This is a genomic window from Bradyrhizobium sp. SZCCHNR1015, assembly GCF_032489875.1.
Classification (GTDB): domain Bacteria; phylum Pseudomonadota; class Alphaproteobacteria; order Rhizobiales; family Xanthobacteraceae; genus Bradyrhizobium.
The window spans coordinates 211,621-233,260 of sequence record NZ_JAUEYW010000009.1 but is presented as its reverse complement, the minus strand read 5'-3'; the positions used below and the strand labels follow the sequence as shown (position 1 = coordinate 233,260).

Annotated in this window: 15 protein-coding genes; 7 read left to right on the top strand and 8 right to left on the bottom strand. The window is 67.0% G+C overall.

The window, feature by feature from the left end:
• Window positions 1–11: 11 nt before the first annotated feature.
• The 4 genes from QX128_RS17290 to QX128_RS17275 all read right to left on the bottom strand — a co-directional run bounded on the left by QX128_RS17290 (window position 12) and on the right by QX128_RS17275 (window position 6,613).
• Complete coding sequence (locus tag QX128_RS17290) at window positions 12–3,164, bottom strand: efflux RND transporter permease subunit (protein ID WP_316179242.1); 3,153 nt, start codon at window positions 3,162–3,164, stop codon at window positions 12–14.
• Window positions 3,164–4,090, bottom strand: coding sequence for an efflux RND transporter periplasmic adaptor subunit (locus tag QX128_RS17285; protein ID WP_316179240.1), 927 nt, complete (start codon window positions 4,088–4,090; stop codon window positions 3,164–3,166). Before QX128_RS17285 ends, QX128_RS17290 begins: the two co-directional genes overlap by 1 nt.
• Window positions 4,091–4,250: 160 nt before the next feature.
• Window positions 4,251–4,928 carry an OmpA family protein gene (locus tag QX128_RS17280; protein ID WP_315801727.1) on the bottom strand — a complete coding sequence of 226 codons (678 nt, stop codon included), beginning with the start codon at window positions 4,926–4,928 and terminating at the stop codon, window positions 4,251–4,253.
• 131 nt (window positions 4,929–5,059) lie between these two features.
• Window positions 5,060–6,613: a caspase family protein gene (locus QX128_RS17275; protein WP_410053159.1), complete on the bottom strand. Its 1,554-nt coding sequence runs from the start codon at window positions 6,611–6,613 to the stop codon at window positions 5,060–5,062.
• 351 nt (window positions 6,614–6,964) lie between these two features.
• Between QX128_RS17275 and QX128_RS17270 the strand changes: the two genes are divergently transcribed.
• Window positions 6,965–7,771: an N-acyl homoserine lactonase family protein gene (locus QX128_RS17270; RefSeq protein WP_316238031.1), complete on the top strand. Its 807-nt coding sequence runs from the start codon at window positions 6,965–6,967 to the stop codon at window positions 7,769–7,771.
• Between the two features lie 944 nt (window positions 7,772–8,715).
• On the opposite strand, the gene QX128_RS17265 is transcribed toward QX128_RS17270, so the two are convergent.
• Window positions 8,716–9,693, bottom strand: a complete 978-nt coding sequence (locus QX128_RS17265) for a L,D-transpeptidase (RefSeq protein WP_315801782.1) — start codon at window positions 9,691–9,693, stop codon at window positions 8,716–8,718.
• Between the two features lie 202 nt (window positions 9,694–9,895).
• Between QX128_RS17265 and QX128_RS17260 the strand changes: the two genes are divergently transcribed.
• Window positions 9,896–10,774: an efflux RND transporter periplasmic adaptor subunit gene (locus tag QX128_RS17260; protein WP_409997898.1), complete on the top strand. Its 879-nt coding sequence runs from the start codon at window positions 9,896–9,898 to the stop codon at window positions 10,772–10,774.
• 377 nt (window positions 10,775–11,151) lie between these two features.
• Here QX128_RS17260 and QX128_RS17255 read toward each other — a convergent pair whose 3' ends face one another.
• Complete coding sequence (locus QX128_RS17255; protein WP_316179233.1) at window positions 11,152–12,012, bottom strand: caspase family protein; 861 nt, start codon at window positions 12,010–12,012, stop codon at window positions 11,152–11,154.
• 430 nt (window positions 12,013–12,442) lie between these two features.
• Here QX128_RS17255 and QX128_RS17250 point away from each other — a divergent pair, with 430 nt between their 5' ends.
• The 4 genes from QX128_RS17250 to QX128_RS17235 all read left to right on the top strand — a co-directional run bounded on the left by QX128_RS17250 (window position 12,443) and on the right by QX128_RS17235 (window position 18,554).
• Window positions 12,443–14,167 (top strand): hypothetical protein, encoded by a 1,725-nt coding sequence (locus tag QX128_RS17250; RefSeq protein ID WP_316238030.1) that lies wholly within the window; start codon window positions 12,443–12,445, stop codon window positions 14,165–14,167.
• A gap of 211 nt (window positions 14,168–14,378) precedes the next feature.
• Entirely contained in the window at window positions 14,379–15,104 is a 726-nt protein-coding gene (locus QX128_RS17245) for a thermonuclease family protein (protein ID WP_316215279.1), read from the top strand.
• 154 nt (window positions 15,105–15,258) lie between these two features.
• The gene (locus QX128_RS17240) at window positions 15,259–16,446 is read left to right on the top strand and encodes a pyridoxal-phosphate-dependent aminotransferase family protein (protein ID WP_315801732.1); all 1,188 of its coding nucleotides are present in this window, start codon (window positions 15,259–15,261) and stop codon (window positions 16,444–16,446) included.
• Between the two features lie 8 nt (window positions 16,447–16,454).
• On the top strand, window positions 16,455–18,554 hold the full coding sequence (locus QX128_RS17235) for a S9 family peptidase (protein WP_316238029.1): 2,100 nt from the start codon (window positions 16,455–16,457) through the stop codon (window positions 18,552–18,554).
• 91 nt (window positions 18,555–18,645) lie between these two features.
• On the opposite strand, the gene ubiG is transcribed toward QX128_RS17235, so the two are convergent.
• The gene (ubiG, locus tag QX128_RS17230) at window positions 18,646–19,410 is read right to left on the bottom strand and encodes a bifunctional 2-polyprenyl-6-hydroxyphenol methylase/3-demethylubiquinol 3-O-methyltransferase UbiG (protein WP_409997904.1); all 765 of its coding nucleotides are present in this window, start codon (window positions 19,408–19,410) and stop codon (window positions 18,646–18,648) included.
• 47 nt (window positions 19,411–19,457) lie between these two features.
• Window positions 19,458–19,925 (bottom strand): PH domain-containing protein, encoded by a 468-nt coding sequence (locus QX128_RS17225; protein ID WP_315801735.1) that lies wholly within the window; start codon window positions 19,923–19,925, stop codon window positions 19,458–19,460.
• Between the two features lie 159 nt (window positions 19,926–20,084).
• Here QX128_RS17225 and QX128_RS17220 point away from each other — a divergent pair, with 159 nt between their 5' ends.
• Entirely contained in the window at window positions 20,085–21,341 is a 1,257-nt protein-coding gene (locus QX128_RS17220; protein WP_315801736.1) for an aspartate kinase, read from the top strand.
• Window positions 21,342–21,640: the final 299 nt, after the last annotated feature.

Genomic DNA, 21,640 nt, shown 5'->3' with positions numbered 1-21,640 from the left:
AGCACGTCATCTCATTCCGCGGCCGGCGACATCGCCGACGGCGGCGGCTTTGGCTGATGCCCCGCCTCCGGCCCATGGCCGGACTGCGCCTCGTCGGCAGTCTCGCCGGAGGAGACGATCAGCTTGCGGCCGAGGCGGGCGAACAACGCGCCGACGTCGTCCATCACCAGGAACATCGCCGGCACGAACAGCAGCGACAGCACGGTCGAGAACACCAGGCCGCCGATCACCGCGAGCGCCATCGGCGAGCGGAACTCGCCGCCGGCACCGACCGCGAGCGCGCTCGGCATCATGCCGGCGACCATCGCGATCGTGGTCATCACGATCGGACGGGCCCGCTTCATGCCGGCGTCGATGATCGCCTCGTCGCGCCTGACACCGGCATGAATCGCTTCGACCGCGAACTCGACCAGCATGATCGCGTTCTTGGTCACGATGCCCATCAGCATCATCATGCCGATATAGACCGGGATCGTGAGCTGCTTGCCCGTCAGCATCAGCGCGCCGATCGCCCCGCCGATCGACAGCGGCAGCGAGAACAGAATCGTGATCGGCTGCAGGAAGGTGCCGAACAGCAGCACCAGCACGGCGTAGACGATCATCAGCCCTGCCGTGATCGCCGTGATGAAGCCGGACGCCAGCTCGTTCAGGCTCTCGGCATCATCCGAAGGGATCAGCTTGACGCTGGCCGGCATGCTCTTTCTGACCGGCAGCTCGTCGATCTGCCTGGTCGCATCGCCGAGCGCCGCAAGTCCGACGAGGTCGGCCGCGACGGTGGCCTGCCGCCCGCGATCGTAGCGGCTGATGCTGGTCGGGCCCTGATCGAGCTTGATATCGGCGACCACCGCCAGCGGCACACCGCCCTTTTCGCCGTACTGCCCGAGCGGCACCCGCAACTGTTCGAGGATCTTCACGTCGCTGCGCGCCGCATCCTCGAGCTGCACCCGGATCGGGACGAGGCGGCCGCCGGCATCGTATTTCGCCAGCGCGGGACCGACATCTCCGATCGTGGCGACGCGGATGGTCTGCGACAGGCTTTCTGTCGACACGCCCAGACGCGCGGCCAGGTCGGCGCGCGGCTGCACCCGCAACTCCGGCCGGTCGAGCGAGGTGTCCGACACGACGTTGGAGATGATCGGAATCCGCTTCATCTGCGACGCGAGCTCGCTGGCAACGTTGTCGACCAGCTTGGGATCCGAGCCCGTCAGCACCAGCTTGATCGGGCGCAGACCATTTTCGTCGGTGAACCAGAAGCGGATGTCCGGAATGCTCTCGAGATCCTTGGTGATCTCGAGCTCGAGCTCCTTCTGGGTGATCTTGCGCTCGGTCTTCGGCGTGTAGTTGACGATCATCCCGGCGCGGCGAACCTCCATCGCGCCCTGAAGCCGGCCGCCGTCAACGAACACGCTGCGGACCTCGGGCCGCTTGCGCAGGCGCGCGACGATGTCCTCGGTCACCTTCTCGGTGTAGGCGAGCTGCGCCCCGGGCGGCAGCTCGATCGCGAGCAGCGATCGCGCGGCGTCCTGCGCCGGCAGGAACCCCTGCGACAGCAGGGTCGTGCTCCAGATCGAGCCCGCGAAGATCCCGATGCCCAGGAGAACCGTGATGAAGTAGTGCTTCACCGACCATGTGACGATGCGCTGATACGCACGCAGGATGAAACCGGGCGGCGGGTCGTCATGGTCGTGATGCTTGAGGAAGTAGGCCGCCAGCATCGGCGTGACGAAGCGCGCCGCCAGCAGCGAGAAGAACACCTGCACCGAGACGGTGATGCCGAACTGTTTGAAGAACTGTCCGGCGATGCCGGACATGAAACTGGCCGGTGCAAAGATCGCGATGATGGTGAGGCTGATCGCGATGACCGCGAGCCCGATCTCGTCCGCGGCATCGAGCGCCGCGCGATAGGGCGACTTCCCCATCCGCATGTGGCGCACGATGTTCTCGATCTCGACGATGGCGTCGTCGACCAGAATTCCGGTCGACAACGTGATCGCCAGGAACGACACCATGTTCAGCGAGAAGCCGAGAATATCCATCGCCCAGAAGGCCGGAAAGATCGACAGCGGCAGCGAGATCGCCGCGATCATCGTGGCGCGGAAGTCACGCAGGAACAGCAGCACGATGATGACGGCGAGGATCGCGCCCTCGAACAGGGTCGAGATCGCCGCTTCGTAATTGCCCTTGGTGAAATCGACCGACGTATCGATCAGCTTCAGCTCGACATCGGGATGGGCGGCTCTGACCTGGTCGATGCGCTTCTGGACCGCGGCGGCGACGACCACGTCGCTGGCGCCCTTGGCGCGCTTGATGCCGAGCGCGACCACCGGCTCGCCGTTGAAGCGCGCAAAGGTGCGCCGATCGGCGATCGTGTCGGTGACCGTCCCGAGATCGGCGAGCCGGACCTCGCCGCCGCCGAACAAGGGAATCATCGTGTTGGACAGCTCGTTCAGCGTCTTGGCGCCGGCAAGCGTGCGGATCGCCTGGTCGTTCTTGCCGATCTCGGCGCGGCCGCCGGCGACGTCGACATTGGTGCCGCGCAGGCTCTGGCTGACATTGACGGCAGTAAGGCCCATGGCCTGCAGCCGGTCGGGATCGAGCGAGACCAGAATCTCGCGCTCGACGCCACCGATGCGCTCGACCTGGCTGACGCCGCGCACGCCCTGCAGCTCGCGCTTGACCACGTCGTCGACGAAGAACGACAGCTGCTCCGGGGTCTTGCCCGGCGAGATCGCCGCATAGGTGACGATCGGCAGCCCGATCTTGTCGACGCGCGAGATCAGCGGCTCGGTGACGTTCTGCGGCAGGTCGGAACGGACCCGGGTGACGGCGTCCTTGACGTCGTTGATGGCGCGATCGGTGTTGGTCTCCAGCGCAAACGTAATCGTCGTCACCGACAGGCCGTCGGTGATCAGCGACTGGATGTGGCGCGCACCCTCGACGCCGGAGACGCCGTCCTCGATGATCTTGGTGACCTGGGATTCAAGCTCCGACGGCGCCGCGCCGAATTGCGCCACCGCGACCGAGATCACTGGAATGTCGGCGTTCGGCAGCCGCGTCACCGCGAGCTTGGTGAAGCTCATCCAGCCCAGGATCAGCAGGATGATGGAGAAGAGGATCGACGGCAGCGGGTTCCGGATCGACCATGCCGAAATATTCAGTGCCATCAGCGTACCCGCGTGCGATCGATGTCTTCGGCAAACATGGTCTTGATCTGGTCGCCATCGTGCAGCGAGCTGCCGGCGTCGGCCACCACGATTTCTCCCTCTGTCAGCCCGTCGAGGATCTCGCTCGACGTATCCGACACCAGGCCGACCCGCACCCGGCGGGTCTCGATCGTGTTGCCCTTCACGACCTGGATGGTGAGATGATCGATCGCCGTATTGGGCACGGCGACGCCGCAGCTCCGCCGGGCATCGATATTGGCGCGCGCGAACATGCCGGGCTTGAGCGACGGATTGCTGGTCAGCGCGATGCGCACATGGCCCAGCTGGGTGGTCCGGTCGACCTGCGGCGCCACCACGCGCAGGCGGCCGACAATGTCGGGAAGGTTGTCACGAGTGATGCGCACCGGCGCGCCCGTGCCGAGCTTCAGGAGATGAACGCTCGGAACCTCGGCGTCGAGCTCCAGCTCGTTGTTGACGGCGATGCGGAACATTGGGCCGGCCTGCGGCGAGGCCGGCGCACCGGCGATCGTGCGGACCTCGGTGACGAGTCCTGCGGCCGGCGCACGCAGCGACACCGGCCGGCTCGCGGCCGCTGCCGGCGCTCCCGGCTGCTGCGGCGGCGGCGTCAGGCGCGCCAGCTCCTGGTTCTCGGTGACGGTGTCGCCCTCCTTGACCAGAACGTCGATGACCCGCGATCCCTCCTGATCGGCGCCGACCACCGCCTCGCGGCGGGCCACGACGAAGCCGGTGACGCGCACGAGATCCGAGAAGCAGGCCTTCACCGCCTTGGTCACCAGCACCTGGGCCTGCATCGGCGGCTCCTCGGCAGTGTGATGGGGACGATGCTCGTACCAGTAATAGCCGGCGAACAGGGCCACGAAGACCACCGCGCTGGCTGCGGTTTTAAGGGATTTTGGCAGCTTCATCGGCAGGGGGATCCGGTCGGCGCGAGATGCGGGTTATGGATGCTGCGAATTTGGCGCGGGACGCTCCGACAAGGCGATGCGCCCCGCAATCCTGCGGGACGCATCCGGCCACCTCGATCTCCGGCCACGCGACCTCCGACGGCGCTTGATGGACGCGGCGCTACTTGGCCGCCGCCGTCTTGCTCTGCATGTTGACGACCTGGACGCGGCGGTTCACCTCGGCGAGCGGCTGGCTCGGATCCTTCAGCTTGCTCTTGCCGTAGCCCACCGTCACCAGGTCGGCGCCGGCGATGCCGAACTTCTCGACCAGATAGCGCTTGATCGAATCGGCGCGGCGCTCGGACAGGTCCTGATTGTAGGCCTCGCCACCGGCGGCATCGGTATGACCGGCGACGACGAAGGTCGACCCCTTCAGCTCGGCGTTGGTCAGCGCCCGGCCGAGCGCCTGCACCGACGGCAGCGACTTCTGGCTGATGTTGGCGGAGTTGTAGTCGAAGGTGATCTCGAGATCGATGTTCGGCTTGGTCTTGGCGACCGCCGCGATCTCCTCGCGCTCGGCTGATGACAGCGACCGCGTCGAGCGGCCGCGAATGCTCTGCAGGAACTTGTCCTGCTCCGGCGAAACCGCGGGCGCAGCCTCCGACGGCGGCGACATCGACAGCCCCCGGGTCAGCGGCTTCTTCTGCCCGGCCAGGGCGCGGACGATCTGATCCTCGCTGACGTCATCGGCGGCGAAGGCCGGCATCGCGACGAGCGACGCGGCTGCGCTCAGGACCGTCGCGGCCAGGAGAGCCGTCAAGCCGGCGGTCATGGTCGAATTCGTTTTCGGTGCGGTCATTGCCAATCCCTCCTCACGCGAACTGATCGTCCCGGTCTCCGCCGCGCCCGCACGCGACACCCGGCTGTTCGCTGTTATGTCGGTCCGGCCTGCCGCATGGTTCGAGCCGGCCGGCCGACGCGCGCAACAAATCAGCGCACGCCGTAAGCTTCGAACTCGCGGACGATGTTGGGGTCCATCGCCTTGGCGTTGGCGATGTCGAGCGCGCCCTCCTGCGCGGCGCCGTTACGCTGCTTGGCGAGACCTCGGCCATACAATGATGACGTCAGGCGCGGATTGATCTTCAGCGCCGCATCGAAATCGGCGATGGCGTTCTTGACCGCGCCGCTCTTGAGGTTGACCAGCCCGCGGCTGTCGAGCGCGTCCACGAAATTCGGCCGCAGCCGCAGCGCCTCGTTGCAGTCGCGCAGCGCAGGCTGCAGCTCGCCGACGACCGTGCGGGCCCAGCAGCGGTTGTTGAGCGCCTCGACGTCCTTCGGATTGATCCGGATGGTGTCGTCGAAATCGCGGATCGCCTGCGCGTAGGCGCCCTTGCTCGCATACACCTGGCCGCGCCGGTACAGCGCGCCGGCATCCTCCGGATTGGCCGCGATCTTGGCGGTCAGGCTCTTGATCGTGGGATCGTCGGCAAACGCATCCTCCGCCGGAGCAGCGGGGGCCGCGGGCGCAGCAGGCGCGGCGGGCGCCACGTTCGCGATCACGGGAGATGGCGCGGGCGCCGGCGGCGCCGGAGCAACCGGCGGTGCCGGCGGAGTATCCACCTTCTGCACCGGCGTCGGCTGCGGCGCGGGCGGAGCCGGCGGCAGCGGCGACGGCACCGGCGGCGCCACCACGACCTGCGTCGGAGCCGGCGCAGGGACGGGTGGTGCCGGAATCGGCGCGGCATTGCTCTCGGCCGGCGCAGGCGGCCTGACGCCGCCATTACCGGGCACGAAGGAGAAGTCCTCGGCCAGCGACGACGAGATCCACGGCACCTGCTCGCTGCGCGACGCGCGGGTGACGCCGACGCGGGTGCGGTTCAGCGTCTCCTCGGCGGTGAGGTCGGGAACGCGGATCTCCTTCAGCAGCTCCTGCACGAACAGGCTGTGATCCCGGCCGCTATCCGACACGACGGCGGACAGCGCGGCCGAGTACATCACCAAAGTACCGCTCGGTGCGATGACCGGCGCGAGCCCAGCCGAGGCGGTGCGGAACCTGCGCTCATAGGGATTGCGCCGGGAGGCATCGAGCAGCGCGATCTTCACGCCGGCGCCGCGGCTGTTGATCTCCTGCAGCACCTGCTCGAGGCCGATGCCGTCGCGCCGCACGTCGGCCTCCTGCCAGATCTGCGCATCGACCGGGATCATGTAGCTCTGCCGGCTCGACTGGATGCCGTAGCCGGAGAAGAACAGCAGCGCCACCGAGCCCGGCTTGAGCTTGCCATAGAGCCGGTCGAGGCCGCGGCGCATCGCGTCGCCGCCGGCATTTTCCAGGGTCTCGACGCTGAAACCGTCGCGCTTCAACTCGTCGGTGAGATCGCGGGCATCGTTGACCGGTTCCTTGAGCGGCGCCTCGGCATCCGGATATTTCGCATTGCCGATGACCAGCGCGAAGCGGTCGCCGGCCGCGCGCGCGGGCCAGGAGACCACGGCCGAGAACGCGACGGAGAACATCAGGCCGAGCGGCAGCAGCAGGCGGAAAGTCATCACGATGGCGGTCCAGCGGTCAGCAATCAGGCGCCGTCCAGCTTGCGCCGCGGCGACCATATCCCACGCGTCAGGCATTATCAAATCGCCGTGACGGTCCGTCAACCGCTTGCGGCAGTTGAAGAATCGTCTGAGGCGGCAACCGCCCGCAGGAGCCTGTTGCGAGCTGCTTGCCATGACACGAGCGGACCATGCAACGATCCCGATGTGTTGAAATGTGAGATGCCTCACGCTGTGTCGCGGCAGCGCACCGTCCGGTTCGACGGGCACCGCGATTGACCTCGATGCGATTGACCTCGATGCCTGCCGATGGCTCGATGGCTGCCGTGCCCAACCAACGAGAAGGCCATCATGGGGAACGCCACCGAGATCTACGCGCTGCGCTATGCAACGATGTCGCCGCGCACGCCGCACATGAACTTCCTGCAGCCCGACCCGCACGACAGCACGGCGCAGGATCTCGACTATTTCGTGTGGCTGATCCGCACTGACGGTCGCGACATCCTGGTCGACACCGGCTTCAACGCCGCGGAGGCCGAGATCCGCCACCGCACCCTGACGCGCGATCCGATCGATGCGCTCGCGTCCTTCGGCGTCGCGGCCGCCGATATCCGCGACATCATCGTGACCCATCTGCACTACGATCACGCCGGCAATCTCGACCGCTTCCCGAACGCGCGCTTTCATCTGCAGGAGCGCGAGATGGCCTATGCCACGGGCCGCTGCATGTGCAACGGCATGCTGCGCTACCCGTTCACGGTCGAGCACGTCACCACCATGGTGCGCCACGTGTATGGCGAGCGCGTCACCTTCCACAACGGCGACGGCGAGGTCGCGCCCGGCGTCACCGTGCACCGGGTCGGCGGCCATTCCGACGGGCTGCAGGTGGTGCGCGTCGACACCGCGCGCGGTCCGGTCGTGCTCGCCTCCGACGCCGCGCATTACTACGCCAATCTGCAGCGCCGCAGCCCGTTTCCGATCGTCTACAACATCGGCGACATGGCGCAGGGCTGGGAGATCATCGAGCGCCTCGCCGGCCATCCCGACCGCTTCATCCCCGGGCACGATCCGCTGGTGACCGAGCTCTATCCGCGCGTGAGCGAGGCGGCCGATGCCTATGCGCTGCATGTCGCGCCGTCGCGGTCGTTTGCGAGATGACGGAGAAGACCTGATCTTCTGATGTAATTGTCAAACAGCCCACGCGGTTGCAGGTCCGCGGTCTCGCGGCGCGTTTCGCGTCCGAGCTGTGATCATCGGGACACCCTCTTCAAGAGAGAGGGCGCAGGGAGAGCCAGGCCTCGGCTGAGGCCTGCGGCCCGCCTGCGAGAAAAAATGCAGGCGGCAGAACCACAGGTACAGCCGGAACGACCCGGCCCTCCCTGCGCGATGGCTTTACGATTTATACGCAGTCTCCCCGGTGACCGGCTTGTTTGCCACCGTAGCAACGACGCGCGCATCGCGCGCCGTGCGGACCTCAGCGTCGGGAGGCCAGGACCCTGCGACTTCACCGTCCGCGGCATGGCGTACGTCGGCATGCATTGAGCACGCTGCGCCATCTCGCGGCCATCGCATCCCACCCCAACGCGTCGTGACGTTCGCGAGCGCCCCTCTTCAATGAGGCGGGACGGGCGGAAATTTCCACCTGATTTGCCCGACGGCGCAAGGGAATTCTTTTTATCGGAATATCTGGACAAGCCCGATCGGCTTGGCATTGCTCGTTAAATTCGCCGCGGCGCGCAGGAAAGACGATGCGGCCGGTAGGGTGGGCAAAGGCGCTGGCACGTCCTCGCGACACGCACGATGGCTGCGCGCTTTGCCCACCATACGCGGTGAATTGGTCGTTGCAGCGATGCTGCTGTACTCCGCCACTCGCCGTCCCGAGCAAGTAGCGACGCGCGATCGCGTGGTTGCGATGCCGACCCGAGACTCATACGCGGCGGCGGTCGCGATGGGCGAACTGTCAATGACCGGCCTGCCTCAAACCGCTCCCTGGGGTTATGGGTCCCGGCGTTCGCCGGGATGACGGCGGTGGGTGTGGATCGAGCCGGGTCACGTCGTTCGGCCGGGATGATGGCGTAGCTTCGCCAGGCAACGGTGCCCGCTCAATGCAGCTCCACCTTCGCCTTCTTCGACAGGTGGTCGCCGAGGAAGCGCACGTCCCAATTGGTCAGGCGGACGCAGCCGTGCGATTCCGATTTGCCGACCTTGGACGGCTCGGCGGTGCCGTGGATGCCGTAGCCGTTGCCGACCGACAGGCCGATCCAATAGGCGCCGACCGGATTGTTCGGGCCGGGCTTGATGGTGAACGGCTTGCGCGACTTGACGCCCTTGAACTCGTAGTCCGGATTGTAGCGGTAGTTGGGATCGGCATCGCGCGAGGTGACCTTGAAGGTGCCGTCGGGCGTCGGTTTCTCCTCGCTGCCGACGGTGGCCGGAAACACCGCCACCAGCCTGCCGTCCTTGTCGAATGCCTGCACCGTGCCGGCGTCCTTGCTGATGTCGAGCCGCATGATCTCCGGCGCCTTGTCGTCCGGCCGGATCACGTTGGCGACGGCGATCTGCTCGCCCTCCTTGTCGAAGCTGGCCTTCGGATTGAGCGCCGACAGCAGCTGTTCGCTCATGTGGAATTTCTCGGCCAGCGCCTCGCGCGGCGAGGTGTAGCCGAGCGCCGGCAGGTCCTTCATGTCCTCCATGTGCTGCGGCAGCTTCTTCAGGAACGGCCCTTTCACATCGTCGCGGGTGATGGTGTAGGAGACGATCGCCGGCGCCTGGTCGCCGCGCAGCAGCGCGTCCCACAGCTCGGGCGTCAGCTTCGCATCCCCGGCAAGCCCCTTGGCGCGCGCGAACGCGGCGAGCGCCGTGCGCGCATTGTCGCCGAAGCGGCCGTCGATCTCGCCGGGCGAGATACGCGCGCGATCGAGCAGCACCTGGGCGCGGATCGCCACCGGGTCCATCTTCTCCTCGGCCGGCGGCCGCTTGCGCAGCTCCGCGCCGTTGACGGCGTCGGCGGTGAGCTCGGCGGAGACCGCCGGCGTGACGAGGGCGGCGCAGAGCAGAAGTGGTATCCAGAGCCGAAGCATGATCGTGAGTCCCAAATAGAGATGGCCGACATTCGGCAGCGTCAACGTGGACCCTGCCGAGAAAGTTCGGGGGTCCTCCGCTGAACGTCGCAGCATGCTGGCGCGACTACCAGGGACGCGGGTCGGCTGGCCCGGCGGCTGCACGTCTGCTATCCCGACTTCAGCCGTTCAATTGACGTGAGTTCGCGAGGATCGGTTTCGCATGCGACATGCCGCAATTGCCACGATGCGCCGGATGCCGCTATTGGCCGCGGCCGGCGTGCTGGCCCTGATCCAGCCGGTGCTGGCAGCCGACGACAGCGCACCGAAGGGCGCCGCGGTCAGCGTGCTCAAGGCGACCAAGGCCTGCTTCGACAACACGGTCGAGGTGTCCGGCATGGTGCTGGCGCGCAACGAGACCGCCGTCAGGCCCGACCGTCCCGGACTGAAGGTCGCGGAGGTGCTGGTCGATGCCGGCGACAGCGTCACGGCCGGGCAGAACCTGGCGCGGCTGACGCCGCCGGAGGGCGGCACGATCATGATCCAGGCGCCGGTCGCGGGCACAATCCTGTCGTCGAGCGCCACCATCGGCGCCTTCGCTTCCGGCCGCGGCGAGGCGCTGTTCTCCATTCTCGCCCGCAACGAATATGATCTCGTCGGCCTGGTGCCATCAGCGCAGCTCGGCAAGCTCGCGGTCAACCAGACCGCGCGGATCCGCATCGTCGGGGCCGGCGAGGTCGAGGGCAAGATCCGAAGGGTGGCGCCGACCGTCGAGCCGAACAGCCAGCTCGGCCAGGCCTTCATCGGCATCAACGGCACGGCGCGGCTGCTGGTGAATTCGTTCGGGCGCGCCGTGATCAAGATCGGCCAGAGCTGCGGCGTCGCGGTGCCGCTGACCGCCGTGCTGTACGATCCGGACGGCACCGTGGTGCAGGTGGTGCGCGCCCAGCGCATCGAGACCAAGCGGGTCGAAATCGGCCTGATGGCCGGCGGCCAGGTCGAGATCCGCGACGGCCTCGCCGAGGGCGACGTCGTCGTCACCCGCGCCGGCGCGCTGCTGCGCGAGGGCGACCCGGTGCGGCCGGTGATGGCGAGCAATTGAGGGCGGCGGCCGAGTCCTGCGGAACGGATGAAATGGGGAGGTCGCGCCAGTGGCGGTCGGCTCCCCTCCCCCTGGCGGGGAGGGGTCGGGGGTGGGGGTTCTCCGAGTCGCGCTCGACGTGATTTGCGAGCCAGCTCCTGGGAGGTTTTCAGCGATCCAAGGCAGCGCCATGCGGGAGGGATCGCTCCCGCATCCGCCAAAGCAGGATGTTTGCAGCAAAGGCTCAAGCCAACGACGCGCGGCGCCCGTGGACCCCCACCCCCAACCCCTCCCCGCAAGGGGGGAGGGGAGCTGACCGTCAGCTTGGTGAGAGGGGGGCAAACGCTCAGGCGCTCTGAGCGTCAGACGCGTTGAACGAGAGATGGAAACCCCAGGCCTCAGCTGCCGGCGTTGGCGACGTCGGCGCTGAAGCGGATGTCCTCGACCAGGGAGGACGACACCATCGGCACCTGCTCGCCGTCGGAGCTACGCGCGATGGCGTTGCGGGTCTTGTTGAACACGGTCTCGGCGCTCGGGCTCTTGCCGAGCTGGTTGAGCAGCTCGCCGACCAGCACGCTGTTCTGGCCCTTCGGATCGTCCAGCACCTTGCCCGGCGTCGCCGACGACAGGATCAGCGCATTGGCCGGTGCGTTGATCGGCGCGAGGCCGTGCGAATAGGCGCGGAAGCGGCGTTCATAGGGATTGCGGCGGGAGGCGTCGATCACCACCAGCTTGGCGCGCGCGCCCTGCTCGCGGACCGTATCGAGCAGACGCTCGATGCTGGTGCCCTCGCGGCGCACGTCGGATTCCCGCCAGATCTTGGCGTCGACCGGGATCATGTAGCTCTCGCGTCCCGCCTGGATGGCGTAGCCGCCGAAGAACAGCATCACGACCGAGTCGGGCTTGATCCTGGCCTTGAGGCGCTCGACCGCGCGGGTCATGTCGTCCTTGTTGGCATCCTCGACGACATCGACATCGAAGCCGTCGCGGCGCAGCGCGCCGGTCAGCGCGCGGGCATCGTTGATCGGCTGGACGAGCGGCGCATTCGCATCGGGATAGTGACCATTGCCGATGACGAGCGCGAGGCGCGCGCCGTTGCCGGTCGCCACGCTGCTCTGCTCGGAGGCGGCCGCCTTGGGCGCCTCGAGCGAACGCTTGTTGAGGGCAGCATGCGCGCCGATCGCGAGCGACACCGTGCAGAGAAGCGCGGCGGCGATCACGGCCGATCGGCGGGAAAGAGAAGGCTGCCTTGCGGTCATCACGTCAATCCTGGTCCGAGCCTGCCCGTCGATGCCAAAGGGGTGCACCCTTTGGTCGCGCTGGCGCCTCTGAGGTTTGAGGGGTTGCGAGACGATGTGTCGTCCCAATGCGCGCAAATTGCGGCGCCGCAACGAAGAAAGGATTAACCCGAACGAGCACCCAGGGCAACATCGGAACACCATTGACTTTTCAAGTACTTGAAGAGAAACGCAAATTTAACCATGGCGGCGATCTCCAAACGGCCCTGGGCGGACCGCCGGGAGGCCACATTGCCGCCAAATCCGCCTGCCGCGCCGTGACCGCCGTCACGTTGTCTTTGGCGGTCGAGCGTGTCAGTTTGCCCCATGCATGCGCACGGCGCGCCGTTTGTGGGGCGTTTCGAGCAGCGCATGCCGTTCGTCCCGCCTCCGACAACCCGCGAGTCCTCGCTTGAGTTTCCAGTATTTCGCCGGCGCGGCCTGTCGCGCACTGACGGCCCGGAAGGATGGGCCCTCGCTGTACGAGGTCTGCGACCCCATCCTGCGCCGGCCCGGCAGCGGCGACCCGCATCTGTCGAAATTCTACCGGACCGCGCTGGGGAACCCGGCGCTGCGCGCATTGCTGCGCCGTGCCGGCCTGCCCGAGCTGAACGATCCCGCTCGCCTCAATGCGCTGCGCGACGCGCTGGTTCTCGCCCGCGACAATCCGACGCCGGACTGGGAGCAGGTCGGCCGCCCGGTCGCCGATCTGGTCGACAGCATCGCCTTGCACCACCCTGCCCCGCCGCGCCGGACTGCGGCGGCGGCCATGCCGCCGGCCGGCGAGATCGACCGGGTGATCCGGGCCTGCGGTGCCGACCTGCTCGGCTCGTTCAGCCGCAATGGCTTCATCCCGACCTATGCCGCCTTCAACCTGATCGGCGATCCCGACATGAAGGGCTCCGAGGTCCAGATGGCGCTGCAGGGGCTCGACGCGCGCGGCTACAAGAACTCGACCCTGCTGTTCAACCTCGCCCGCGTCTTCATCGCGCGCTCGCCGGCGGCCGCGGTGATCAATCCGCCGTGGCGCGGCATCGCCGAACCGATGTGGGAGCCGGTGCAGATCCGCCACCGCTCGGCGTATTACGACGCGTTCTTCACCGAGGCGCTGCTGAGCTATCTGGAGACCGGCCTCGCCTCATCGGAGCAGACGAGCGCGGCGCGCGGCGCCATCGCGGCGATGGTCGAGTTCTGCCTGACCATCAGCCGCGAGCAGGTGCGCGGCGCCGACGGCAAGAGCTACGACGTCGTCACCGCGCTGGCGCCGCATCCGCATCCGCGGTTCTCGCGCTTCTTCACCCAGATCAAGCAGGACCTCGGCTTCGGCGTCTACGTGCCGGATTGCGACACCACGGCATGCTCGTTCTCGGCGGCGACGCAGGCCGGATCGGACGATCCGATGCTGAGCCAGCCGCTGCTGGACTTCTATGCCGGCTACCAGGTGCGCGCCGGCGGCAACGAGCCGCGCGTGACGGTGCCGATCAACGACAACGTCGACTACGAAGGCGGCGTCGCCACCTGGATCGACAGCCTGGCCGGCGAGCGGCCCTACGGCAACGATCTCGATCCGACGCTGAATCTCGACGTGCTCGAGGTCTCGTTCCGCAATCTCAAGCGCTGGCAGGTCCTGGAGACGCAAGGCAGGCTCGACGTCGTCAGGCGGATCGTCGGCTTCCAGCAGCGGCTGGTGCTGAGCGGCGCCTTCGCCGATCCGCGCTCGCACATCTATTATTTGCCGGAGCTGTACTGCGCCTATTTCGGCCGCTGCTACCACGCCTTCATGGCGCTGCCACCGGCGGCGCGGCAGGCGATCGACCCCGACGGCGCGTTCGAGCTCATCCGCCTGCGCGTGCTGGCCTATGTCGAGGACGAGCTGATCGGCCGCGAGATGAACCCGTTCGACGCGGCGCTGGCGCTGATCGCGCTCGGCCATCTCGGCGGCGCTGCAGCGAGCTTCGCGCCCGCGGTGCATTGCATCGTGACGTCGTTCGGCGAGGGCGGCCGGCGGCATCCGTACCGCGCCTATGAGTGGAACAAGATGAAGACCCCGACCCGCATCCTGGTCGGCGGCCCCGAGGTGACATCCGCGTTTGTGCTGATGGGCCTGGCGCTGGCCCGGCGGGTGGCGGTGAACTGATCGAGCGCGATCTCGGCGGCAAGGGCGGTGTGCTCCCCTCCCCCTTGCGGGGAGGGAAGCAGAGCGACGCCTTGGCCATAGCTCGGCTCCTACTTTCGGCCGCCATCGCGCGAAGTTGAGCGACTCAGGCAATCGCGGCGCTGGAACTGGCGGGCGATCCGCCGCACTATCGCTGCTATTGCCCATCCCCAAGGACGACCCGCGCCCGTTGATGTCGATGAAACCAGCCCTGCTCGTGCTCCTCCTGCTGCTGCCCTCCGTCGCGTCCGCGGCCGACATCACCGGGATTCCCAAGATCCGTGAGGCCGACGGGATCACGATCGGGGCCACCCGCATCCGGCTCGGCGGCATCGACGCGCCCTCCGTGGATCAGCTCTGCCTCAACAAGAACGGCGAGCGCTGGACCTGCGGCGTGGCCGCGCGTGACGAACTGATCAAGCACGCGGACGGCAAGAGCTGGACCTGTCATATCAGGTCGATCGATCGCCGCGGCCGCCAGGTGGCGCGCTGCGACGTCGACGGCGAGGACATCCAGAAATGGCTGGTGCGCAGCGGCTGGGCGCTGGCCTATCGCACCCTCTCGCATGACTACGAGCCGGACGAGGCGGAGGCGCGAGCCGCCAAGGCCGGCATGTGGCAGGGCGCGTTCATCGCGCCATGGGACTGGCGCGTACGCAACAAGAAGACTGCGATCCTCGGCGCCACCAAGCCGCCGGAGGGCGCGCGCAAGATCCTGCTCGCCTCGGCTTCGGGCCCGGTCGCGCCCTCGCCGGACTGCACCATCAAGGGCAATGTCAACGGCGCCGGCGAATGCATCTATCACACGCAGAAGAGCCGCTGGTACGCGCAGATCAAGATGCACGTGTCGAAGGGCACGCGCTGGTTCTGCTCGGTCGAGGAGGCCGAGGCCGCCGGCTGCCGCGAGACCCGGCGCTGAGCCCCGCCGCGCCGGCCCGCCGGGGCATGCCAGCCCCCCGGGTTCTCCGGCTTTTCTTATGCGGCGCCGCCACGTAAAACGGCGCTGGGCCGGCCGTGTGCGAGAGCCCATCACCACCCTCAACCGCCAAACCACATCGCCGAGGACACTGACAATGACCGTTCGCGCGGGCCGGGAGTTTCTGGCCATCCCGGGACCCACCACGATGCCCGACGAGGTGCTGCAGGCGATGCACCGCCCCGCGCTCGACATCTACTCCAAGCAGATGGTCGAGCTGACCGACGGCATCATGTCCGACCTCGGCCGGCTGTTCGCGACCAAGGGCAAGACCTACATCTACATCGCCAACGGTCACGGCGCCTGGGAGGCCGTGCTCTCCAACGTGCTGGCGCGCGGCGACAAGGTGCTGGTGCTGGAGAGCGGCCGCTTCGCGATCGGCTGGGGCAATGCGGCACGCGCGATGGGCGCCGACGTCGAAGTGCTCCGTGGCGACTGGCGCCGCGCGGTGCGGCCGGCCGAGGTCGAGGCGCGGCTGCGCGCCGACAAGGAGCACTCCATCAAGGCGATCGTGGTGGCGCAGATCGATACGGCGTCGGGCGTCGTCAATGACGTCGAGGCGATCGGCCGCGCCATCAAGGCCGCAGGCCATCCGGCGCTCTACATGGTCGACACCGTCGCTTCGCTCGGCTGCATGCCGTTCGAGATGGATGAATGGGGCATCGACGTCGCGATGTCCGGCTCGCAGAAGGGCCTGATGACGCCGCCCGGTCTCGGCTTCGTCGCCGCGAACGCCCGCGCGCTCGAGGCGCACAAGCGCGCCAACATGCGCACGCCCTATTGGGACTGGAGCGAGCGCGAGGGCACCGAGCACTATCGCAAATATGGCGGCACCGCGCCGGTGCATCTCTTGTTCGCGCTGCGCCAGGCCATGGACATGCTGTTCGACGAAGGGCTGCCGCACGCCTTCCGCCGCCATGAGCTGCTCGCCGAGGCCGTGCGACGCGCGGTGGCGAAGTGGAGCGAGGGCCAGGTGATCGGCTTCAATATCGCAGACGCCGCCGAGCGCTCCAACACCGTGACCACGGTGCTGGTCGGCGGCGGCCATGATCCGGCGGTGCTGCAGACCTACTGCAAGGAGCAGTGCGGCGTCGTGCTCGGCACCGGGATCGGCGATCTGCAGGGCCAGGCGTTCCGCATCGCCCATATGGGCCATGTCAACGCGCCGATGGTGCTGGGCACGCTCGGCGTGATCGAAATGGCGCTGGTGGCGTTGAAGATCCCGCACGGCCGCGGCGGCCTCGACGCCGCGATCCAATGGCTCGGCGAGAGCGTGACCCCGTAAAGGACGAGATGACAGACAGCAGCAAAACAGCGCCGGTGGCGCCGCGCCATCAGCACAGCTTCACCCGCCACGGCATCACCGTGCAGGACGACTATGCATGGCTGAAAGACGCGCGCTGGCAGGAGGTGCTGCACGATCCGTCGCTGCTGGATGCTGATATCCGCGCCTATCTCGAAGCCGAGAACGCCTATGCGGAATCCGTGCTCGGCCACACCTCACCGCTGCAGAAGAAGCTCGTCGCGGAGATGCGCGGCCGCATCAAGGAGGACGATTCCTCGGTGCCGTCGCCGGACGGGCCCTACGCTTATTTCCGCAAGTACCGCGAGGGCGGCCAGCACGAATTGTTCTGCCGGACGCCGCGCAACGGCGGAGCGGAGACCATCGGGCTCGACGGCGACGCGCTGGCGCGCGGGCATGAGTATTTCAAGTTCGGCGGCAGCCGGCATTCGCACGACCACAAGCGCGTCGCCTGGAGCGCCGACACCAAGGGCTCGGAATATTTCACCATCCGCGTGCGCGACTGGGATGGCGGCGATGATCTCGCCGACGTCGTCGAGGAGACCGACGGCGGCGCGGTGTGGTCGCGCGACTGCACGAGCTTCTTCTACGTCAAGCTCGACGACAATCACCGCCCGATGCAGGTGTGGCGGCATAAGCTCGGCACCAGGCAGGCCGATGACGTGCTGGTGTACGAGGAGAAGGACACCGGCTGGTTCACCCATGTGCACGAGTCGACCTCGGGCCGGTTCTGCGTCATCGCCGGCGGCGACCACGAGACCTCCGAGCAGCGGCTGATCGATCTCGACCATCCCGAGGCGCCGCCGCGGCTCGTCGCCGCCCGCGAGAACGGCGTGCAATATTCGATCGCCGACCGCGGCGACGAGCTGTTCATCCTGACCAATGCCGATGGCGCGATCGACTTCAAGATCGTCACCGCGCCGCTGTCTACGCCCGAGCGCGCCAACTGGCGCGACCTCATTCCGCACCGCGCCGGCATCTACGTGCTCGACCACGATCTCTATGCGGGCCATCTCGTGCGACTGGAGCGCGCCAACGCGCTGCCGTCGATCGTGATCCGCGACCTGACATCCGGCGAGGAGCACGCGATCGCCTTCGACGAGGGCGCCTATTCGCTCGACGCGATGGGCTCCTACGAGTTCGATACGACCAACCTGCGCTTTGCCTATTCGTCGATGACGACGCCGTCGGAGGTGTGGGACTACGACATGGTGACGCGCGCGAAAACCTTGCGCAAGCGCCAGGAGATTCCGTCCGGGCACAATCCCGCCGACTACGTCACCACGCGCATCATGGCGAAGGCCGATGATGGCGCCGAGGTGCCGGTGTCGCTGCTGCACCGGCGCGACTTCAAGGCCGACGGCTCGGCGCCGCTGCTGCTCTATGGCTACGGGTCCTATGGGCATGCGATGCCGGCGTCTTTCAGCACCAACCGGCTGTCGCTGGTCGACCGCGGCTTCGTCTACGCCATCGCCCATATCCGCGGCGGCACCGACAAGGGCTGGGGCTGGTACCTCGACGGCAAGCGCGAGAAGAAGACCAACAGCTTTGACGATTTCGCGGCTAGCGCCCGGGCGCTGATCGCGGCGAACTACACCAGCGCGAAGCGCATCGTCGGCCATGGCGGCAGCGCCGGCGGCATGCTGATGGGCGCGGTCGCCAACCGCGCAGGCGAGCTGTTCGCCGGCATCGTCGCCGAGGTCCCGTTCGTCGACGTGCTCAACACGATGCTCGACGACACCCTGCCGCTGACGCCGCCGGAATGGCCCGAATGGGGCAACCCGATCGAGAGCGAGACGGATTTCCGCACCATCCTGTCCTACTCGCCGTATGACAACGTCGCGGCCAAGGACTATCCGGCGATCCTGGCCATGGCCGGCCTGACGGACCCGCGCGTCACCTATTGGGAGCCGGCGAAATGGATCGCGCGGCTGCGCGCGACGATGACGGGGGGCGGTCCGGTCCTCCTGCGCACCAACATGGGCGCCGGCCACGGCGGCGCCTCCGGGCGCTTCAACCGGCTGGATGAGGTCGCGATCGTCTATGCGTTCGCCCTGTGGGCGGTGGGGCTGGCGGATCGGACAGCGTGAGCGCGGCCGACGCCGGCAATTGCCGGATGTGGCGCGGGATCGCACCCCATCGACACCGGTTGTGGAGCGGCAGCCGGGCACACCGCGCCGGCTAGACCATCTGCTCGGCGACCACCATGTAGTTCACGTCCATGTCGGTCGACAGGCTCCAGCGGTCGGCGAAGGGGCTGTAGACGACACCGCTCTGCTCGGTGATGACCAGGCGGTTGTCGAGCAGGTATTTGGTCAGTTCGTCCGGCGTGACGAACTTGCTCCACTCGTGCGTGCCGCGCGGCAGCCAGCGCAGCACGTATTCGGCGCCGACGATGGCGAGCGCAAAGCTCTTCCAGTTGCGGTTCAGGGTCGAGACCACCATCATGCCGCCCGGCTTCAGCACCGCGGCACAGCGGCCGAGGAAGGCACTGACGTCGGTGACGTGCTCGACGACCTCCATCGCCAGCACGATGTCGAAGCGCTCGCGCGGGTCCATCTCCTCGATGGTGGTGCAGCGGTAGTCGATCGACAGATGACCCTTCTCGGCATGCAGCCTGGCAGCGGCAATGTTGCTGGCCGAGGGGTCGACGCCGACGACCTGCGCGCCCAGCCGCGTGAACGGCTCGCACAGCAATCCCGCGCCACAGCCGATGTCGAGCATGCGCAGCCCCGACAGGCAATTCAGGCTCTTGGCGTTGCGCTCGAATTTCCGGCAGGCGGCATCGCGGATATAGGTCAGGCGCAGCGGGTTGATCTTGTGCAGGGGCGCCATCTTGCCCTTCGGGTCCCACCAGGTCTCGGACAGTTTCGAGAACTTCGCGATCTCGGCCGGATCGACGGTCGAGCCGGAGGGGACAGAAGGGCTGCGGGAATCCTGAGGCATTGTCATCGCTGAATACTCAATGATCGAAGCTGCGGCGCCGTACCGGGCTAACGCGCCGTGATGGCGTTCCGGAACGCCAGCGGCTCCGCGATGGTCGAAATGGTTTCCTTGCCCTCGCCCACACCCAAGATGGTGACATCGCCGTAATTGAGAACCCGTCCCATGATGGTCTGGTTGACGTCGACGCTCTCGACCTTGTCGAGGGCCATCTCGAAGGTACGGCGCTTGATGAAACCGGTTTTGTGCACGACGCGGCGATTGGTGACGTCCGTCTCGGTGGTGAGACGATGGAACCAGGCCCGGACCGTCCAATACAGCGCAACAATGGCGATGACGGCGGCGGTGGCCAGGCACAGCATGACCAGATTGTCGTTCACGGTCATGCGGGTGAGGACGAGCAATCCGAACACGACGATCCAGGCCCCGATCGCCGGAAGGTAGAACATCCAGTGCGCATTGGTCGAATACAGCACCTTCTCGCCGGGTTGCAGGATTTCGTCGATGTAACGCGCCATTCCAAGCCTCTAACCTGACCCTTAACCTGACCCTGTCACCACAAGGAACCGTCTTGCCCCCAGCCGCGGCGCTATGTATACGCGCGTTTCGGCTGGCGCGCCTCCGGTTTCGCGCTCAGTCGGTCAACTTATCCTCCTGATGGGAATGAGCGCGTCGTCATGGGTCGCCTCGTGCTGAAATTCGGCGGCACCTCCGTCGCCAACATCGACCGCATCCGCAACGTCGCGCGCCACGTCAAGCGCGAGGTCGATGCCGGTCATGAGGTCGCCGTGGTCGTCTCGGCGATGTCGGGCAAGACCAACGAACTGGTCGCCTGGTGCACCGAGGCGTCGCCGATGCACGATGCGCGCGAATACGACGCCGTCGTGGCCTCGGGCGAGCAGGTCACGTCCGGCCTGCTGGCGATCGTGCTGCAGGGCATGGGCATCCAGGCCCGCTCGTGGCAGGGCTGGCAGATCCCGATCAAGACCAGCGATGCCCATGCCTCGGCGCGAATCGTCGATATCGACGGCTCCGAGCTGATCCAGCGCTTTCGCGACCGCAAGGAGGTCGCGGTCATCGCCGGCTTCCAGGGCATCAACGCCGAAACCGGGCGAATCACCACGCTCGGCCGCGGCGGCTCGGACACCTCGGCGGTGGCGATCGCGGCCGCCATCAAGGCCGACCGCTGCGACATCTATACCGACGTCGACGGCGTCTATACCACCGATCCCCGGGTGGTGCCGAAGGCCAAGCGGCTCGACAAGATCGCCTTCGAGGACATGCTGGAGCTGGCGTCCCAGGGCGCCAAGGTGCTGCAGGTCCGCTCGGTGGAACTGGGCATGGTCCACAACATGCCGATCTTTGTCCGCTCCTCATTCGACAAGCCCGAGGATATCGACCCGCACGCCAACCAGCCGCCGGGGACGCTGATCTGCAGCGAGGAACAAATCATGGAAAATCACGTCGTGACCGGCATCGCCTTCTCCAAGGACGAGGCCCAGATCTCGGTGCGCCAGATCGAGGACAAGCCGGGTGTTGCCGCCTCGATCTTCGGACCACTGGCGGATGCCAACATCAACGTCGACATGATCGTCCAGAACGTCTCCGAAGACGGCAAGACAACCGATCTCACCTTCACGGTGCCGGCCACCGATTACAATCGCGCGCGCGAGACCATCACGGCGGCCAAGGACAAGATCGGCTATCAGCGCCTGGATACCGCGACCGACGTTGCCAAGGTCTCGGTGATCGGCTCGGGCATGCGCAGCCATGCCGGCGTCGCCGCCAAGGGATTTGCCGCCCTCGCCGCCCGCAACATCAACATCCGCGCGATCACGACCTCCGAGATCAAGTTCTCGGTGCTGATCGACGCCGCCTACACCGAGCTCGCCGTCCGCACGCTGCATACGCTCTACGGACTGGACCAGGCCTAGAAAATCCTCCTCCGCGACCACACCTGTCCCGTTATGTGACAGCGGGACGGGCCGGAGATCGTTCGAAAGCCGTTGACGCCGCCCGCGGTGGCAGGCGTTTTGCTTGGCAAAACAAGCCCTAATTCGCTATACGCCATCGCAGGATGGCAGCCGCAAACTGTGCTCCAGTGATGGTTGTTCTGGTTCGGGCCGGCACTCTGAGCGTGCGATAGTGCCGAATCGAGAAAGCTGTTCGATGCCGCGAGTTTAGCGCCAGATCCGGCCGCGTGCCGGGCTGGCCCCAGGAAGGGGGATTGTGC

Coding starts and splice junctions, on each gene's coding strand:
- QX128_RS17290 (WP_316179242.1), bottom strand. CDS start 3,164: ATGGCACTGAATATTTCGGCATGGTCGATCCGGAACCCGCTGCCGTCG.
- QX128_RS17285 (WP_316179240.1), bottom strand. CDS start 4,090: ATGAAGCTGCCAAAATCCCTTAAAACCGCAGCCAGCGCGGTGGTCTTC.
- QX128_RS17280 (WP_315801727.1), bottom strand. CDS start 4,928: ATGACCGCACCGAAAACGAATTCGACCATGACCGCCGGCTTGACGGCT.
- QX128_RS17275 (WP_410053159.1), bottom strand. CDS start 6,613: ATGACTTTCCGCCTGCTGCTGCCGCTCGGCCTGATGTTCTCCGTCGCG.
- QX128_RS17270 (WP_316238031.1), top strand. CDS start 6,965: ATGGGGAACGCCACCGAGATCTACGCGCTGCGCTATGCAACGATGTCG.
- QX128_RS17265 (WP_315801782.1), bottom strand. CDS start 9,693: ATGCTTCGGCTCTGGATACCACTTCTGCTCTGCGCCGCCCTCGTCACG.
- QX128_RS17260 (WP_409997898.1), top strand. CDS start 9,896: ATGCGACATGCCGCAATTGCCACGATGCGCCGGATGCCGCTATTGGCC.
- QX128_RS17255 (WP_316179233.1), bottom strand. CDS start 12,012: ATGACCGCAAGGCAGCCTTCTCTTTCCCGCCGATCGGCCGTGATCGCC.
- QX128_RS17245 (WP_316215279.1), top strand. CDS start 14,379: ATGTCGATGAAACCAGCCCTGCTCGTGCTCCTCCTGCTGCTGCCCTCC.
- QX128_RS17240 (WP_315801732.1), top strand. CDS start 15,259: ATGACCGTTCGCGCGGGCCGGGAGTTTCTGGCCATCCCGGGACCCACC.
- QX128_RS17235 (WP_316238029.1), top strand. CDS start 16,455: ATGACAGACAGCAGCAAAACAGCGCCGGTGGCGCCGCGCCATCAGCAC.
- ubiG (WP_409997904.1), bottom strand. CDS start 19,410: ATGCCTCAGGATTCCCGCAGCCCTTCTGTCCCCTCCGGCTCGACCGTC.
- QX128_RS17225 (WP_315801735.1), bottom strand. CDS start 19,925: ATGGCGCGTTACATCGACGAAATCCTGCAACCCGGCGAGAAGGTGCTG.
- QX128_RS17220 (WP_315801736.1), top strand. CDS start 20,085: ATGGGTCGCCTCGTGCTGAAATTCGGCGGCACCTCCGTCGCCAACATC.